Genomic DNA, 15,831 nt, shown 5'->3' with positions numbered 1-15,831 from the left:
AAGCCAGCCCCCCGCGCCTGCCAGATTGTCACAGCATCGCTATTTCGCGGCTTCCGCCTCGGCCCAGTCGCGCAGGGCCGGATTGTCGCCGAAGGACCCGCCGGCCTCCGGCGCCGGCAGCGTCAGCGGCGTGGCCGGGGGCGTGTGGCGGATGACGGGCCGGCTGCGAAAGTAATGCGCCTCGCGCGCGCCGAAATAGAAGCTGATGACGGCGCCCAGCAGCCACCAGAGCGGCTCGGGCACAAGGTTCAGGTTCTGCATCCGCAGCCCGAAGCCCTCGGGCTCGACCATGGCATAGCCGAAGAGCGCCAGCGTCCCCAGCGTCATCATGGGACGCGGCAGCCGGTTCAGCCCGTTCATCATGCCGTCGAACCAGCCCCGCGGCGCGGCGGCGAATTCCGCGCCGTGCTGGGTGATGGCGCGGGCATAGGCTTGCTCGTCCAGCTCCATGCGGCGGGTGGCGTTCTCGCGGAACACCTCGGCCATGCCGGTGGCGGCATTGGCGACGGTGGCGGCGGCGGCGCCCGCCCCCAGGAAACGGTCCATCAGCCCCATGCCGCCACCCTTGCGCGATGCTCGGCCAGCGACAGGTGATAGCGGGGCGAGATGAACTCCTCGGCCCGCAGGATCCAGCCGCCCTTGCCCCCCGATTGCGTGCGGGCGTATTTGCGGCTGGCCGGGCGCGCATCGCCCAGCGAATAGTAGTAGTTGCGCCGCGCGATGCCGTAGGCATCGGCGAAATGGCCGGGCGCCGCCGCCTCGGCCTGCCGGGCGGCTAGGATGGTGCGCGGCCCGACCAAGCCGTCGTCGGTCGCGGCAAAGCCCATGCGCGTCACCAGCCGTTGCAGGATCTTCACCGCATTGGTGCCGGCATTGACATACATGTCGAAGACCGAGGCCTGCACCGAGGCCGGCAGTTCCGCCAGACGCGGCCGGCGGAAGTAATGCTCGACGAAGATGCGCTCGGCATCGGCGCGGGTCAGCGCCTTGACGTCGCGGATGTCGACGCGCCCGTCGCCGGTCTTGTCGATGCCCAGCCGCTGCAGCGTCGCCAGCGTCACGCCGAAATTCGTCGCCCCGCCCGGATCGTCGGGATCGTTGACGTAGCCCCCCTCACGCGCGACGATCTCGGCCGCGATCTGTTCCACTGTCTTCATGCCAGCCCCCACTTGCGGAAATGGGGCCAAGGCTGGGGGAGTGCGGTTAACGCCCTGTTAACCGGGCGCGCGTTGCGTCAGGAGTTCGGGTCCTCGTAGACGCCCTGCTCCTTGAGCGAGTCGATGACCTCGCGCGGCATGTAGTTCTCGTCATGCTTGGCCAGGATCTCGGTGGCGACGAAGGTGTCGCCCTCCATCCGGCCGGTGCCGATCATGCCCTGACCTTCGGCGAACAGGTCGGGCAGCACGCCGGTAAAGCGCACCGGGATCGAGGCGCCGCCGTCGGTGACGCGGAAGCTCACCGTCTCGCTGGCGCCGCGGATCAGGCTGCCGTCCTCGACCAGCCCGCCCAGACGAAAGACCTCGCCGGCCTCGGGGGGGCTTTCAGCCATCTGGCTGGGCGAACGATACAGGTTGATGCCGTCGCGAAACCCGTAGCCGATCAGCCCGACCGCCAGCACCAGCGCCAGGGCGGCGGCGACAATGATCTGGATGCGGCGCTTTTTCTTCAGTGATTTCATTGTTCAAGCTTTCCAGTTTCAGGCGCTTTCGAACCTGATCGGATGGCGGAGGAATTGCGTGGCCTTGCCCGACACGCGCTCGGCATCGCCGGTGGTCAGGAAGCGCGAGACGGTGCCGCTGCCCAGCATCTCCGGATGGCGCTTCAGGTAGTCCTCAAGGCTTTCGGCGACAAGATCGGGCTGGGAATAGACCTTGACCTGCGGCCCCAGCGCCTTCTGGAAGGCGGCCTGCACCAGCGGGTAATGCGTGCAGCCCAGGATCGCCGCCTCGGGATGCGGCATGCGGCGCAGCAGCGCCTCGACATGGCTGGTCACCAGCGCCTCTGCCAGGATCTCGTCGCCCATCTCGATCGCGTCGACCACGCCGCCGCAGGGCTGGGCCTCGACATCGACGCCGATGGCGCGGAAGGCCAGTTCGCGCTGGAAGGCACGGCTGGCGACGGTGGCCGGGGTGGCGAACAGCGCCACATGCTTGACCGCCACCTCGCGCGGCGGCGAGTTGTCGCCCCAGCGCCGCTCGGTCAGCGCCTCGATCATCGGCACGAAGACCCCCAGCACGCGCTTGCCCTCGGGCAGCCAGGTCTCCTGCATGCGCCGCAGCGCCGCGGCCGAGGCGGTGTTGCAGGCCAGGATCACCAGGTCGCAGCCTTCGTCCCAAAGCCGTTCGACCCCGGCGCAGGTCAGGTCGAAGATATCCTCGGCGTCGCGCACCCCATAGGGCGTGTGCTTGTTGTCGCCCAGATAGGCCAAGGGCAGGTCCGGCATGCGGGCGGCAATCGCGGCCAGAACCGTCAGCCCGCCCAGACCCGAATCGAAAACCCCTACCGCCATGACTAGCCTCCTGCTCGCGACGCGCCTTTTTAGGACGCAAGGCGAGGGAACGCCATGATTTATGTCATGCGGCCAGGGCCCGCGGCGGCCCATCCCGATGCCGCCGGCGTTCAAAAGCCCGTGACGGCGCCCGGCGGAGAATCGGACCCCGCGGGCGGTATTCTGCACGCTTGTCCGGCCCTTTCCGGGCGGATGGCGGTTCGGCGGGCAGTGTGCGTCAGCAACACTGACGGATAAAGGGTTTTCCGGGCGTTTTGCAGGCTTGTTCCGCTAACCTTCTGTGGTAAGGGTTGCACGGATTGCATGGCTGATGCCGCAAGAAAGCACTGTTATGGATTGGGATAAGTTAAGAATATTTCACGCCGTCGCCGACGCGGGCAGCCTGACCCACGCGGGCGATGTTCTGCACCTGTCCCAATCCGCCGTCAGCCGCCAGATCCGCGCGCTGGAGGATTCGCTGGGCACCACGCTTTTCCACCGCCATGCCCGGGGACTGATCCTGACCGAACAGGGCGAACTGCTGTTCGAGGCGACCTCGTCCATGGTCCGCAAGCTCGACACCACCGCTGCCCGCATCCGCGACAGCGAGGAGAACGTCTTCGGCGAGCTCAAGGTCACCACGACCACCGGCTTCGGCACCATGTGGCTGGTGCCGCGCCTGGCCAAGCTCTATGACCGCTATCCGGACCTCAAGATCGACCTGATGCTGGAAGAGCGCGTCCTCGACCTGCCCATGCGCGAGGCCGATGTCGCCATCCGCATGAAAGAGCCGAACCAGCAGGACCTGATCCGGCGCCGCCTGCTCAATATCCGCATGCGGCTTTACGCCACACCTGAATATCTGGAAAAGGCCGGCGTGCCCCACACGCTCGAGGATCTGGCGCCGCACCGGCTGATCTGCCAGAGCCCGCAGACGCCGCAGGTCAGCTCGGGCGCCGTGCTGTCGCAGATGTTGCTGGCGCGGACCATGAAATCGACGCTGATGGTGAACAACTATTTCGGCGTGCTGCAGGCGGTGCTGAACCACGTCGGCATCGGCGTGCTGCCGGATTACCTCAGCGCCGATTTTCCCAACCTTACCCGCGTCTTGCCGGATATCGAATCCGGCGAGGTGCCGGTCTTTCTGGCTTTCCCGGAAGAACTGCGCGCCTCGCGCCGGGTCGCGGCCTTCCGCGATTTCGTGCTGGAGGAAATCCAGTCGCTGCGCAGGCAGCAGACCGAGGAACAGGCCGGCGACCGCCCCCTCGGATGAGCGGCAAACGGGCAGTTGCCCGGCCGTTCTGCCCGAGGCATTCGCAGAATGCATATCGGCCATGTGCCGCAATGCGGAAATCATCCTTGAACCGTTCGCCGACTGCACATATTTCCGATCTCGAAGGGGATGATTTGAAGCAATTCTCATCACCTTCAACCTCCCTGTTGGACTTGAGCCGGGCTTCATGCCCGGCTTTTTTTTTGCCCGCCGGCCGCGCCTTCGCCGCGGCGCGGCAGAACCGTTTCGGATCGCCGCCGCGCCGGGCCGCGCGCGGCCCCTTTCCTAAAGCCCCGCCTGCGCTTAAAAGGCCCGGGAAACCGGGGAAAAGGGCGCCAGACATGAACGAACCGCAGATCACCGAGGAACTGATCGCCGCGCACGGGCTCAAGCCCGACGAATACCAGCGCATCCTCGAGATCATCGGTCGCGAGCCGAGCTTCACCGAACTCGGCATCTTCTCGGCGATGTGGAACGAGCATTGCTCCTACAAGTCCTCGAAGAAATGGCTGCGCACCCTGCCGACCAAGGGCCCGCAGGTGATCTGCGGCCCGGGCGAGAACGCCGGCGTCGTGGATATCGGCGACGGCCAGGCCGTGGTCTTCAAGATGGAGAGCCACAACCACCCCTCTTATATCGAGCCGCACCAGGGCGCCGCGACCGGCGTCGGCGGCATCCTGCGCGACGTCTTCACCATGGGCGCCCGCCCCATCGCCGCCATGGACGCGCTGTCCTTCGGCCGGCCCGAGCATCCCAAGACCGCGCATCTGGTCAAGGGCGTGGTCGAGGGCATCGGCGCCTATGGCAATGCCTTCGGCGTGCCGAACGTCGGCGGCGAGGTGCGCTTCCACCGCAGCTATGACGGCAACTGCCTGGTGAACGCCTTTGCGGCGGGCCTCGCGGACAGCGACAAGATCTTCTATTCCGCCGCCTCGGGCGTCGGCATGCCGGTGGTCTATCTGGGCGCCAAGACCGGGCGCGACGGCGTCGGCGGCGCGACCATGGCCTCGGCCGAGTTCGACGACACCATCGAGGAAAAGCGCCCCACCGTGCAGGTCGGCGACCCCTTCACCGAGAAATGCCTGCTGGAGGCCTGCCTGGAGCTGATGCAGACCGACAGCGTGATCTCGATCCAGGACATGGGTGCGGCGGGCCTTACCTGCTCGGCGGTCGAGATGGGCGACAAGGGCGGCCTGGGCATCAAGCTGGTGCTCGACGCCGTGCCGCAGCGCGAAACCAACATGACCGCCTATGAGATGATGCTGTCCGAGTCGCAGGAACGCATGCTCATGGTGCTGAAGCCCGAGAAGGAGGCCGAGGCGCGGGCGATCTTCGAGAAATGGGATCTGGACTTCGCCATCGTCGGCGAGACCATCGCCGAGGACCGTTTCCTGATCGTCCACGGCAACGAGGTCAAAGCCGACCTGCCGCTGTCCAAGCTCAGCTCCAGCGCGCCGGAATACGACCGTCCCTGGATCGAGACCCCGGCAGCGGGCGAGATGTCCGCCCTGCCCGCCATCACCCCCATCGCTGCGCTGAAATCGCTGATCGGCAGCCCCAGCTACGCCCACAAGGGCTGGGTGTGGGAGCAATACGACACCCAGGTCGGCGCCGACACCATCCGCCGCCCCGGCCTCGGCGCCGGCGTGGTGCGCGTGCACGGCACCCGCAAGGCGCTGGCCTTCACCAGCGACGTGACGCCGCGCTATGTCAAGGCCAACCCCTATGAGGGCGGCAAGCAGGCGGTGGCCGAGGCCTATCGCAACCTGACCGCCTGCGGCGCCCTGCCGCTGGCCACCACCGACAACCTGAACTTCGGCAATCCTGAGAAGCCCGAGATCATGGGCCAGCTCGTCGGCGCCATCAAGGGCATCGGCGAGGCCTGCGCGGCGCTGGACTTCCCCATCGTCTCGGGCAACGTCTCGCTTTACAACGAGACCGACGGCAAGGGCATCCTGCCCACGCCCACCATCGGCGGCGTCGGGCTGATCGCCGACCTGGACGATCTGATCGCCGGCCTGCCGGCCGAGGGCGACATCGCGCTGGTCATAGGCGAGACCCGCGGCCATCTTGGCCAGTCGGCGCTGGCCGCCGAAGCCTTCGGCATCGAGGCGGGCGACGCGCCGCATGTGGACCTGGCCGCCGAGCGGCGCAACGGCGAGTTCCTGCGCGCCCATGGCAAGCTGGTCTCGGCCGCGACCGACCTGTCGGATGGCGGGCTGGCGCTGGCCGCCTTCGAGCTGGCCGAGGCGGCGGGCCTGGGCGTCACGCTGGACAGCGCCGATATCGCCCAGCTTTTCGGCGAGGATCAGGCCCGCTATCTGGTCGCCTGCAGCGAGGAGAATGCCGCGCAACTGATCGCGGCGGCCCAGACGGCAGGCGTGCCGCTGGCGCGCGTCGGCCGCTTCGGCGCCGACCGGGTCTCGCTTGGCGGCGACGCCGCGCCGCTGGCCGAACTGTCGCAGCTTTATCGCGGCGCCTTCGAGAAGCGGCTGAACCTGGAACTCGCCTGACCCTGTCCTGGGTCTTCCTTTGCGCCCGGCTGTCGCCTCCGCGATGGCCGGGTTTTTCACGCGCCCAAGGCAAACCCCACGGATGACGCCGCGTCACGGGTGATCCCGCATTCCCCTTTGCCGCGGCCGCCCCCAGATAGGCTGCACAGGCCGGTCCCCGGATCAGTCACCCAGAGGCTGCGGAATTTTTCCTCCCGAGATCCGCAGCGAACGCAAGCCCCGCTCCTGCCATGAGCGGGGCTTCTTTCCATCGCAGCGCCGGATCAGGAAACGCGGCGGCAGGGCGGATGAAGGGGAAAATGGCGGTCCCAACACGATTCGAACGTGTGGCCTCTACCTTCGGAGGGTAGCGCTCTATCCAGCTGAGCTATGGGACCGCGAGCCCCCGTTGATTACCCGCAAACGCGCGGCTCTGCAATGGGGTTCAGGCGAAAAGCTCGCGGCAGAAGGTCAATCCGTCGATCAGCGCATCGACCTCGGCGCGGGTGTTGTACATGGCGAAGCTGGCGCGCGCCGTGGCCGTGACGCCGAAATAATCCAAGAGCGGCATGGCGCAATGCGTCCCCGCCCGCACGGCGATGCCGCGCTTGTCGAGGATGGTCGAGATGTCATGCGCATGCGCGCCCTGCATGGTCATCGAGAAGATCGCGCCCTTCTCGGCCGCGTCGCCCTGCACCGACAGCCAGTTCAGGCTGCGCAGCCGGTCGCGGGCATAGTCGCGCAGGTCGCGTTCATGCGCGGCGATGTTCTCCATGCCAAGCGCCATCAGGTATTCCAGCGCCGCGCCCAGCCCGATCTGGTTGGCGATGCCGGGCGTGCCGGCCTCGAAGCGCAGCGGCGGGTCGGCATAATCGACGCTGTCGCGGGTGACGGTGCGGATCATGTCGCCGCCGCCCATGAAGGGCCGCATCTCGGCCTGCCGTTCGGCCCGGATCCAGATCGCGCCCGACCCCGAGGGACCATAGAGCTTGTGCCCGGTGATGCAGTAGAAATCGACGCCGAGCGCGGACAGGTCCACCGGCATGTGCACGGCGGCCTGGCTGCCGTCGGCCAGAACCGGCACCGAGGTGCCGCGCGCGATGGCGCCGATATCGACCACGGTGCCGGTCACGTTCGACATATGGGTGACGGCGATCAGCCTTGTCCGCGGCCCCACCGCCGCCAGCACCTTCTCGGGCGGCAGGCTGCCGTCGGGCTCGGGCTCGACCCATTTCAGCTGGACGCCCTGGCGCTCGCGCAGGAAATGCCAGGGCACGATATTGGCGTGATGCTCCAGCACCGACAGCACGATCTCGTCGCCCGCCTGCAGGCGCGGCGCGGCCCAGCCATAGGAGACGAGGTTGATGCCCTCGGTCGCGCCAGAGGTGAAGATCACCTCGTCCTCGCGCGGGGCGTTCAGGAAGCGGGCGATGATGGCGCGCACGCGCTCATAGTTCTCGGTCGCGAGATTGGACAGGAAATGCAGCCCGCGATGGACATTGGCATATTCCGCCTCATAGGCGCGGGTGATGGCATCGATCACCGCGCGCGGCTTCTGCGCCGAAGCGCCATTGTCCAGATAGACCAGAGGCCGGCCGTTCACCTGCCGCGACAGGATCGGGAAATCGGTGCGGACCTTTTCGACGTCGAAGCTCATGGTGTCACCTCGGGGACGATGCCGAATGCCGCCGCGATCAGCGACAGCACGAAGCCAAGCAGGAAGACGCTGCCGATCAGGCCCACCACCACCTTGCCGGTGCTGGTGAAGCCGTGCAACGCCTTGGTCATGGTCACGGCAAGATAAAGGAAAAGGCCAAAGGCCAGCATGGAGAGCAGCGTGGCCGTGGCAGGAAACAGCGCCATCATCACCACCTGCACAGCCTGCAGCCCGACCAGCATCAGCTCGACCCAGCCGACGATCAGCAGGGCGTCGGGAAAGGTGCCATGGCCGCCGAACAGCCGCCCGATCTGCGCAACGAACAGGGCCGACAGCACCATGGCGCCCAGCTGGATGCCGGCCAGCGTCATCGGTTCGGAAAGCATGCGCGAGACGGGGTTGTCCACCTCGACCGGGAACAGCAGCAGCGACAGCGCAGCAAGCAGCGTGGAGAGCGTCACCGCCAGCAGCAGCACCATCCAGCGCGCCACCATCGGCAAGTCCAGCTCGCGCAGCACGCGGACGGCTGCCTCCGGGTCCCGCAGGGTCAGGACCGTCAGGTCGCCAAGATCGCCCAGTTTCATCTGTTCCCCGCCAATGCGCGCAGTCCCGCGCCCCATATCACGAGAAAGCCCAGACCCGCCACCGCCCGCGTCAGGCCAAGCGCCGGACCGGGGCCGACCAAGCCGGCGGTCAGCCCCACCAGCAGCATCGCCGGCGCCACCGCCAGCAGCGCCCAGAACAGCGCCAGGCGCGAATCCAGCGGCGCCACCGGCCAGGGCGTCAGCCGCGACAGGCCCGAGACCAGCGCCGCCACCGCATAGGCCAGCAGCGGCATCATGAACATCACCGCCAGCAGCGCCCCGCCCATGCGCGCGCCCAAGGGCACCTCGGGCATGAGCTGCGCATCCCGGGCATGGCCCGGGGCCTGCGCGACCAGAAACACCAGCATCGCCGCCATCAGCACGACGATCAGCGCCCGGTCGGGCATGCCGCGCAGGGATCTGACCACCCTGCCCGGCGCCCACCAGCTTTCCAGAATGCGCGGGACGATGCCGGCCCGGCTCATGCCCCGCCCGAACCGGCCTTGCCCGGATTGCCCGCGCGCGCCGTCAGCCAGTCTTCCAGCCGGCCGAGGATGTCGTCGCGCAGCCGCTGGTCCTCGATCTCGTCCAGCGCATCGGCCAGGAAGGACAGCACCAAGAGCACGATGGCGCGTTCCTTCGGCACCCCGCGCGAGCGCAGGTAGAACAGCGCCGTCTCGTCCAGCGCCCCGGTGGTCGAGCCATGCGAGCATTTCACGTCGTCGGCATAGATTTCCAGCTCGGGCTTGGCGAGGAACTGGCTGCCCTCGTCCAGCAGCAGCCCCTGGCTGATCTGGTAGCCGTCGGTCTTCTGCGCGCCGGGCTTGACCAGGATCTTGCCCTGGAACACGCCCTCGGCGCCGTTCTTCAGCACCTTCTTGAACACCTGCCGGCTTTCGCAACGCTCGGCGGCATGGGTGATGAAGACGGTGTCGTCGTGGTGGAAGCGGCCGATGTCGCCGTCACCCAGCACCGCCGCGGCGATATGCGCCACCGCATCGTCGCCGGCAATGTCGATCACCGCCTCGTTGCGCATCATCAGCCCGTTGACCGTCAAGGTGAAGGACTTGAACAGCGCCTCGGCGGCGACGCGGGCAAAGATATGGCCCAGCCCCAGCTTGGGATCGTTGGCGCGCTTGGCGCTGATGTGGTGGAAGCGCGCGCCCTGGCCCAGATCGGCCTCGATCACCACGTTCGAGCGCGCGCCGATCGAGCCGGTTTCCAGCAGCGTCAGCTCGGCCCCCTCTTCAAGCTTGACGACGTGATGCAGATGGACGTCCGCATCGGCGGCCGAGCGGCGATAGGTGATGTGCACCGGCCGGTCCGGCTTGCCGGTGACGCGGATCAGCACGCCCTCGGCGGCGGCCAGCGTATTCAGCGCCGCGAAGGGACGCTTGACCGGCACCTGCCCGGCGGCTTCCAGCCGGCCATAGAGCCCGGCGGCCCAGTGATCCGCCCGCGCCTCGGCGGCGGCGAGGCTTTCGATCTCGACCCCCTCGGCTTCCAGCGCATCCGAGGCGGCGGCATCGAGGCGCCCGTCCACGAAGACGATGTTCAGCCGGTCAATGCCGGTGAACAGGGTGCTGGTATCGGCAGCCAGATCGACCGGCTGCGGCCGGGCGGCGTTGAAAGCTGCCGGATCGGTATAGCGCCAGTATTCGTCGCGCGCGCCGGGCAGGCCCATGGCCTGCAGCCGCTGCGCCGCATCCTCGCGCGCCGGACGGGTAAAGCCGCCGCGCGGCAGGTCCAGCGCGTCCAGGCGCGCCGCCAGGGTGGTGTCGCCGGGACGGGCCTTGCCCTCGACCGCGGGAACCTGCGCGGCAAGAACAGCCGTGTCCGCCATTACCCGACCTCCGCCAGAAGATCGCCGTAGCCGTGCTGCTCGACCTGCAGCGCCAGTTCGGGCCCGCCAGTGCGCACGATGCGGCCGTCGGCCATGATATGCACCACGTCCGGCCGGATATGGTCCAGCAGCCGCTGGTAATGCGTGATCACCAGGAAGGCCCGGTCGGGCGAGCGCAGCGCGTTCACCCCCTCGGCCACCAGCCGCATCGCATCGACGTCGAGGCCGGAATCGGTCTCGTCCAGGATGCACATGCGCGGCTCCAGCATGGCCATTTGCAGGATCTCGTTGCGTTTCTTCTCGCCGCCCGAGAAGCCGACATTGACCGGGCGCTTCAGCATCTCGGCGTCGATCTTCAGGGTGCGGGCCTTTTCGCGGATCAGCTTCAGGAACTCGGCCGAGGACAGCTCTTCCTCGCCGCGCGCCTTGCGCTGCGCGTTCACGGCGGTGCGCAGGAAGGTCATGTTGCCGACGCCGGGGATCTCGACCGGATACTGGAAGGCCAGGAACAGGCCGGCGGCGGCGCGCTCCTCGGGCTCCATCTCCAGCAGGCTCTCGCCCTCCAGGCTCGCCTCGCCCTCGGTCACCTCATAGCCGTCGCGGCCCGAAAGCACATAGGACAGGGTCGACTTGCCCGAGCCGTTCGGCCCCATGATGGCATGGACCTCGCCAGCCGGGACGGTCAGATCGACGCCTTTGAGGATCTGCTTGTCCTCGTCCTCAAGCTTGACGTGCAGATTCTTGATTTCCAGCATGGTTCGGTTCCTATTCGACGGTCACGGCGGTGCCGGAGGCCGACACCATCAGCATGTTGTTGATGACTTCATAGTCCAGGTCGACGCCGACCACCGCATTGCCGCCCAGGGCGGTCGCGCGGTCCTGCATCTCGGACAAGGCGGTTTCGCGGGCCGAGGCCAGCGCGGATTCATAGGCGCCGGAACGGCCGCCCACGATGTCGCGGATCCCGGCGAAGATGTCGCGGAAGATGTTGGCGCCGATAATGGTCTCGCCCGTCACCACGCCGTGATAGGCGCTGATGCGGCGGCCCTCGATGCCGGGGGTGGTGGTGACGATCATCCGACCGACCCTTCCAGGCTGATGGCGACCAGCGACTGCGCCTCCATGGCGAATTCCATCGGCAGCGCCTGCAAGACCTCGCGGCAGAAGCCGTTCACCACCAGGGCGACCGCCTCCTCCTCGTCCATGCCGCGCTGGCGGCAATAGAAGAGCTGGTCGTCATCCACCTTCGAGGTCGTCGCCTCGTGCTCGACGCGCGAGGAGGTGTTCTTGACCTCGATATAGGGCACGGTATGGGCGCCGCATGTGTCGCCGATCAGCAGGCTGTCGCATTGCGTGTAGTTGCGGCTGTTCTTGGCGCGCGGATGCATCGACACGAGGCCGCGATAGGTGTTCTGCGCCCGCCCGGCGGAAATCCCTTTGGAAACAATGCGCGAGCGGGTATTCTTGCCAAGATGGATCATCTTGGTCCCGGTATCCGCCTGCTGGTGGTTGTTGGCAATGGCGATGGAATAGAACTCGCCCTGGCTCTCGTCACCGCGCAGGATGCAGGACGGGTATTTCCAGGTGATCGCCGAGCCGGTCTCGACCTGGGTCCACATCACCTTGGCCCGCGCCTCGCGGCAATCGGCGCGCTTGGTGACGAAGTTGTAGATGCCGCCCTTGCCTTCCTCGTCGCCGGGGAACCAGTTCTGCACGGTCGAATACTTGACCTCGGCATCCTCCAGCACGACGATCTCGACCACCGCCGCGTGCAGTTGCGCCACGTCGCGCTTGGGCGCGGTGCAGCCTTCCAGATAGCTGACGTAAGAGCCCTTGTCGGCGATGATCAGCGTGCGCTCGAACTGGCCGGTATTCTCGGCATTGATGCGGAAATAGGTGGACAGCTCCATCGGGCAGCGCACCCCCGGCGGCACATAGACGAAGCTGCCGTCCGAGAAGACCGCCGAGTTCAGCGTGGCGAAGAAATTGTCCGATTGCGGCACGACCGAGCCCAGGTATTTCTTCACCAGTTCGGGATGCTCGCGGATGGCCTCGCTGATCGAGCAGAAGATCACCCCGGCCTTGGCCAGCTCGTCCTTGAAGGTGGTGCCGACGCTGACGCTGTCGAAGACCGCGTCCACCGCGACCTTGCGCCCTTCGGCCGGCGCGCCCTCGGCGCCCTCGATCCCGGCCAGGATCATCTGCTCCTTCAGCGGGATGCCCAGCTTTTCATAGGTGGCCAGCAGCTTGGGATCGACCTCGTCCAGCGACTTCGGCTTGACCTCCATGCTTTTCGGGCGGGCGTAGTAATACTGCTCCTGATAGGCGATCTCGGGATAATGCAGCATCGCCCATTTCGGCTCGGTCATGGTCTGCCAGCGGCGAAAGGCCTGCAGCCGCCACTCGGTCATCCATTCCGGCTCCTCGTTCTTCTTCGAGATCAGCCGGACGATGTCCTCGTTGATGCCCTTGGGGGCATATTCCATCTCGATCTCGGTGTCCCAGCCGTATTTGTAGGACCCCATGCTTTGAACGGTCTCGACGGTCTCGCGGTCTACGCCCTCGCGGACTTCGATGGCCTCGCCGGTCTCAACAGACATCTCACACCCTTCCCGCGGTCGCCCGCTGATCATTCCTTTGCCGCCAGCGCGCATAAGCCGCCAGCCAGGCATCCGCAAAACGCACGACGTCCCGAGGGTCCGTCGTCGGACCGATCGAGACGCGGATCGCATCGCCCGCCCATTCCGGCGCGATTCCCATGGCCGTCAGAACGGAGCTTGGCCGGACCTTGCCCGAGGAACAGGCCGAGCCTGCCGATACGGCAAATCCGGCGAGGTCCATCTGCATCACCTGCGTCTCTCCGCGCCATCCCGGCGTCAGGATCGACAATGTATTCGGCAGGCGGCGGGATTCGCGCCCCGGGAATGTAACCATTTCTGCCCCGGATTCCAGAGTAGCCATCAGGGAATCGCGGATTTCCGACACTTTTTCCCCGATTCCTTGATCCAGATCATTCTGCGCCGCTTTCGCCGCCGCCGCAAAGCCCATGATGCCGATCAGGTTCTCGGTCCCGGCGCGGCGGCCCTGTTCCTGCCCGCCGCCCCGGATAAGGGCCTCGATCTCGGTGCCGCGCCGGACCACCAGCGCGCCGATGCCGCGCGGACCGCCAAGCTTGTGGGCGCTGACGAAACCGGCCTCGATCCCCAGCCAGTTGAAGGCGAAGGGAATCTTTCCGAAGGCCTGGGTCAGGTCGCTGGCCGCCAGCCCCTGGGGCAGGTCCTGGATGACGCCGGTTTCGGAATTGGCCAGTTGCAGCGCCGCACGGGCCGGATCGGGGACGATCACGCGCCCCGAGGGCTCCGTCTGCAGCGAATTGTCGCACCAGGCCAGCACGGCGGCATGTTCCACCGCCGAACAGGCCAGCCCGCGGCCCTGCAGCGCCAGCGCCGCCGCCTCGGTGGCGCCCGAGGTGAAGATCACATCCGCCCCCTCGGCGCCCAGGGCCGAGGCGATCTCCTCGCGCGCCCGTTCCAGCGCCGATTTCGCCGCCCGCCCCTCGGCATGGACCGAGGACGGGTTGCCGACGATCTCGCTGGCCGCCAGCATGGCCTCGCGCGCCTCGGGGCGCAGCGGCGCAGTGGCGTTCCAGTCCAGATAGACCCGGTTCATGCATGCCCCTCCGCCATGCCGTCCCCGGCGTTCAGCGCATCGGCGATGCGCGCGGCCAGCCGGTGCGCCACCTCGTCCTTGGAGAGCCGCGGCCAGCTTTCCGCCCCGGTCTCGGAGATCAGCGTCACCGCATTCTCGGTCCCGCCCATGATCCCGGTCGCCGGGCTCACGTCATTGGCAACGATCCAGTCGCAACCCTTGCGCTTGCGCTTGCGGGCGGCGTTGTCCAGCACGTCGTCGGTCTCGGCGGCAAAGCCCACCACCAGCGACGGACGGTCGCGGCCCAGCTGGCTGATCCAGGCCAGGATATCGGGATTCTCGGCGAATTGCAGCTCGGGCAGCCTGCCGGAGCCGTCCTTCTTGATCTTGCCCGGCCGGGCATTGGCGACATGCCAGTCGGCCACGGCAGCGGCCATCACCGCGGCATCGGCGGGCAAGGCGGCCTCGACCGCCTCGCGCATCTCGCGCGCCGTCTCGACGGCGATCACCGCGACGCCCTCGGGCGGGGGCACCTCGGCCGGACCGGTAACGAAGCTGACCCGCGCGCCCAGGTCGCGCAGCGCCGCGGCAATCGCCGCGCCCTGCGCCCCGCTGGAGCGGTTGGCGATATAGCGCACCGGGTCGATCGGCTCATGCGTCGGGCCCGAGGTCACGATGACATGCCGCCCGCCCAGCACCCGCGCGGGCAGCGAGACCACCGCCTCGGGCGGCAGGCGCAGCGGCTTCTCGCGCCCCAGCGCCGCGCGGATCGCCTGTAGGATCGCCTCGGGCTCGGCCATGCGCCCGGGACCGTATTCGCCGCAGGCCATGTCGCCCTCGTCCGGGCCGACAAACCGGACGCCGTCATTCTCCAGCAGGTCCAGGTTGCGCTGCGTCGCCGGGTGCTGCCACATGCGCACGTTCATCGCCGGCGCCGCCAGCACCGGCTTGTCCGTGGCCAAGAGCAGGGTCGAGGCCAGGTCGTCCGCCATCCCCGCCGCCATCCGCGCCAGCAGGTCGGCGGTCGCCGGCGCCACCACCACCAGATCGGCGGCGCGCGACAGCTGGATATGGCCCATCTCGGATTCGCGGGTCAGGTCGAACAGCTCGGTATGGCAGGGCGCCTCGGCCAGCGCCGACAGGGTCAGCGGCGTCACGAACTGCCCCCCCGCCCGCGTCAGCACCGGCACGACCGAGCCCCCCTCGCGCCGGATCATGCGGATCAGCTCGGGGATCTTGAAGGCGGCGATGCCCCCGCCGACGATCAGCAATATGCGGCTGCCTTGCATGGTCGCTTCCTCTGCCGTGACGTTCGCCCTGCACATAGGCCGAAGCGGGCCGCGGAACAAGCAAGCCGCGCCCGTTAACCAATCTTTAAGCTCCGGCGGGTTAACCAGAGCCCCTGTGACATGGGGAGAGGTGATGGCGGCGATTGCCTATACCGTGGCCTTCGACGGGGTCGAGGCGCGGCTGGTCGAGGTGCAATGCTCGGTTTCGCCGGGCCTGCCGGGATTCGGCATCGTCGGCCTGCCCGACAAATCGGTCAGCGATGACTACGCGCGGACCCTGACCGCCGCAATCGCCCGCCCCGCTGCGCGAGATGAAAGCTCCGCGCGTCGGGCGATTGCTCAACCTGCGCCAATTGGCGTAAACACTAACCGGGCTCCGGTCGCGGCTGGATGAAAGTTCAGGGGCAGGTCACGGAATCCAAGACTAAGCCATGCGCCGTATGCGGTGAACTATTCACCTACAAACGTTCGACAGCGAAAACATGCAGCGACCGTTGCCGAGACGTGGCATTCCGCGCGAGGAAGAACAAGGATGTTCCACAGCATCTCGTCTGCCA

General features: G+C 67.4%; 15 protein-coding genes, 1 tRNA gene and 1 pseudogene. 3 read left to right on the top strand and 14 right to left on the bottom strand.

The window, feature by feature from the left end:
• Positions 1-39: 39 nt before the first annotated feature.
• The 4 genes from L632_RS0110350 to L632_RS0110335 form a co-directional block, all read right to left on the bottom strand.
• The gene (locus L632_RS0110350; RefSeq protein ID WP_028716763.1) at positions 40-555 is read right to left on the bottom strand and encodes a holin family protein; all 516 of its coding nucleotides are present in this window, start codon (positions 553-555) and stop codon (positions 40-42) included.
• Positions 546-1,157 (bottom strand): holin-associated N-acetylmuramidase, encoded by a 612-nt coding sequence (locus L632_RS0110345; RefSeq protein ID WP_028716762.1) that lies wholly within the window; start codon positions 1,155-1,157, stop codon positions 546-548. Before L632_RS0110345 ends, L632_RS0110350 begins: the two co-directional genes overlap by 10 nt.
• Positions 1,158-1,234: 77 nt before the next feature.
• A complete protein-coding gene (gene ccmE, locus L632_RS0110340) occupies positions 1,235-1,678 on the bottom strand; it encodes a cytochrome c maturation protein CcmE (protein ID WP_028712405.1) in 444 nt (147 codons plus the stop codon).
• A gap of 18 nt (positions 1,679-1,696) precedes the next feature.
• Positions 1,697-2,509: a glutamate racemase gene (locus L632_RS0110335; protein ID WP_028712404.1), complete on the bottom strand. Its 813-nt coding sequence runs from the start codon at positions 2,507-2,509 to the stop codon at positions 1,697-1,699.
• Positions 2,510-2,840: 331 nt separating this feature from the next.
• Between L632_RS0110335 and L632_RS0110330 the strand changes: the two genes are divergently transcribed.
• On the top strand, positions 2,841-3,761 hold the full coding sequence (locus L632_RS0110330; protein ID WP_028712403.1) for a LysR family transcriptional regulator: 921 nt from the start codon (positions 2,841-2,843) through the stop codon (positions 3,759-3,761).
• 341 nt (positions 3,762-4,102) lie between these two features.
• Positions 4,103-6,274, top strand: a complete 2,172-nt coding sequence (gene purL / locus L632_RS0110320) for a phosphoribosylformylglycinamidine synthase subunit PurL (protein ID WP_028712402.1) — start codon at positions 4,103-4,105, stop codon at positions 6,272-6,274.
• A 300-nt stretch (positions 6,275-6,574) separates the two neighbouring features.
• On the opposite strand, the gene L632_RS0110315 is transcribed toward purL, so the two are convergent.
• The 10 genes from L632_RS0110315 to coaBC form a co-directional block, all read right to left on the bottom strand.
• Positions 6,575-6,651, bottom strand: a tRNA-Arg gene (locus L632_RS0110315).
• A gap of 47 nt (positions 6,652-6,698) precedes the next feature.
• Complete coding sequence (locus tag L632_RS0110310; protein WP_028716761.1) at positions 6,699-7,910, bottom strand: cysteine desulfurase; 1,212 nt, start codon at positions 7,908-7,910, stop codon at positions 6,699-6,701.
• Positions 7,907-8,494: a YIP1 family protein gene (locus L632_RS0110305; RefSeq protein WP_028712400.1), complete on the bottom strand. Its 588-nt coding sequence runs from the start codon at positions 8,492-8,494 to the stop codon at positions 7,907-7,909. Before L632_RS0110305 ends, L632_RS0110310 begins: the two co-directional genes overlap by 4 nt.
• Positions 8,491-8,979, bottom strand: a complete 489-nt coding sequence (locus L632_RS0110300) for a hypothetical protein (RefSeq protein WP_028712399.1) — start codon at positions 8,977-8,979, stop codon at positions 8,491-8,493. Before L632_RS0110300 ends, L632_RS0110305 begins: the two co-directional genes overlap by 4 nt.
• Entirely contained in the window at positions 8,976-10,337 is a 1,362-nt protein-coding gene (locus tag L632_RS0110295; protein ID WP_156933639.1) for a SufD family Fe-S cluster assembly protein, read from the bottom strand. The genes L632_RS0110300 and L632_RS0110295 overlap by 4 nt, the downstream gene beginning before the upstream one ends.
• Positions 10,337-11,092 carry a Fe-S cluster assembly ATPase SufC gene (gene sufC / locus L632_RS0110290; protein WP_028712397.1) on the bottom strand — a complete coding sequence of 252 codons (756 nt, stop codon included), beginning with the start codon at positions 11,090-11,092 and terminating at the stop codon, positions 10,337-10,339. Before sufC ends, L632_RS0110295 begins: the two co-directional genes overlap by 1 nt.
• 10 nt (positions 11,093-11,102) lie before the next feature.
• Positions 11,103-11,414, bottom strand: coding sequence for a heavy metal-binding domain-containing protein (locus L632_RS0110285; RefSeq protein ID WP_028712396.1), 312 nt, complete (start codon positions 11,412-11,414; stop codon positions 11,103-11,105).
• Positions 11,411-12,937 (bottom strand): Fe-S cluster assembly protein SufB, encoded by a 1,527-nt coding sequence (gene sufB / locus L632_RS0110280; RefSeq protein WP_028716760.1) that lies wholly within the window; start codon positions 12,935-12,937, stop codon positions 11,411-11,413. The genes L632_RS0110285 and sufB overlap by 4 nt, the downstream gene beginning before the upstream one ends.
• A 1-nt stretch (position 12,938) precedes the next feature.
• Complete coding sequence (locus tag L632_RS0110275) at positions 12,939-14,006, bottom strand: cysteine desulfurase family protein (protein ID WP_028712394.1); 1,068 nt, start codon at positions 14,004-14,006, stop codon at positions 12,939-12,941.
• Positions 14,003-15,274 carry a bifunctional phosphopantothenoylcysteine decarboxylase/phosphopantothenate--cysteine ligase CoaBC gene (gene coaBC, locus L632_RS0110270; RefSeq protein ID WP_028712393.1) on the bottom strand — a complete coding sequence of 424 codons (1,272 nt, stop codon included), beginning with the start codon at positions 15,272-15,274 and terminating at the stop codon, positions 14,003-14,005. The genes L632_RS0110275 and coaBC overlap by 4 nt, the downstream gene beginning before the upstream one ends.
• A gap of 259 nt (positions 15,275-15,533) precedes the next feature.
• Between coaBC and L632_RS24885 the strand changes: the two are divergent.
• Positions 15,534-15,668 (top strand): annotated as a pseudogene (locus L632_RS24885) (IS3 family transposase); the annotation flags it as partial.
• Positions 15,669-15,831 lie beyond the last annotated feature (163 nt).

This window comes from Paracoccus sp. J39 (assembly GCF_000518925.1).
Lineage (GTDB): Bacteria > Pseudomonadota > Alphaproteobacteria > Rhodobacterales > Rhodobacteraceae > Paracoccus.
The sequence above is the reverse complement of the archived record's forward strand: the minus strand, read 5'-3'. Positions and strand labels throughout refer to the sequence as shown.

Bases quoted from the DNA above. Each gene is read 5' to 3' on its own strand.
- L632_RS0110350 (WP_028716763.1), bottom strand. From the start codon at position 555: ATGGGGCTGATGGACCGTTTCCTGGGGGCGGGCGCCGCCGCCGCCACC.
- L632_RS0110345 (WP_028716762.1), bottom strand. From the start codon at position 1,157: ATGAAGACAGTGGAACAGATCGCGGCCGAGATCGTCGCGCGTGAGGGG.
- ccmE (WP_028712405.1), bottom strand. From the start codon at position 1,678: ATGAAATCACTGAAGAAAAAGCGCCGCATCCAGATCATTGTCGCCGCC.
- L632_RS0110335 (WP_028712404.1), bottom strand. From the start codon at position 2,509: ATGGCGGTAGGGGTTTTCGATTCGGGTCTGGGCGGGCTGACGGTTCTG.
- L632_RS0110330 (WP_028712403.1), top strand. From the start codon at position 2,841: ATGGATTGGGATAAGTTAAGAATATTTCACGCCGTCGCCGACGCGGGC.
- purL (WP_028712402.1), top strand. From the start codon at position 4,103: ATGAACGAACCGCAGATCACCGAGGAACTGATCGCCGCGCACGGGCTC.
- L632_RS0110310 (WP_028716761.1), bottom strand. From the start codon at position 7,910: ATGAGCTTCGACGTCGAAAAGGTCCGCACCGATTTCCCGATCCTGTCG.
- L632_RS0110305 (WP_028712400.1), bottom strand. From the start codon at position 8,494: ATGAAACTGGGCGATCTTGGCGACCTGACGGTCCTGACCCTGCGGGAC.
- L632_RS0110300 (WP_028712399.1), bottom strand. From the start codon at position 8,979: ATGAGCCGGGCCGGCATCGTCCCGCGCATTCTGGAAAGCTGGTGGGCG.
- L632_RS0110295 (WP_156933639.1), bottom strand. From the start codon at position 10,337: ATGGCGGACACGGCTGTTCTTGCCGCGCAGGTTCCCGCGGTCGAGGGC.
- sufC (WP_028712397.1), bottom strand. From the start codon at position 11,092: ATGCTGGAAATCAAGAATCTGCACGTCAAGCTTGAGGACGAGGACAAG.
- L632_RS0110285 (WP_028712396.1), bottom strand. From the start codon at position 11,414: ATGATCGTCACCACCACCCCCGGCATCGAGGGCCGCCGCATCAGCGCC.
- sufB (WP_028716760.1), bottom strand. From the start codon at position 12,937: ATGTCTGTTGAGACCGGCGAGGCCATCGAAGTCCGCGAGGGCGTAGAC.
- L632_RS0110275 (WP_028712394.1), bottom strand. From the start codon at position 14,006: ATGAACCGGGTCTATCTGGACTGGAACGCCACTGCGCCGCTGCGCCCC.
- coaBC (WP_028712393.1), bottom strand. From the start codon at position 15,274: ATGCAAGGCAGCCGCATATTGCTGATCGTCGGCGGGGGCATCGCCGCC.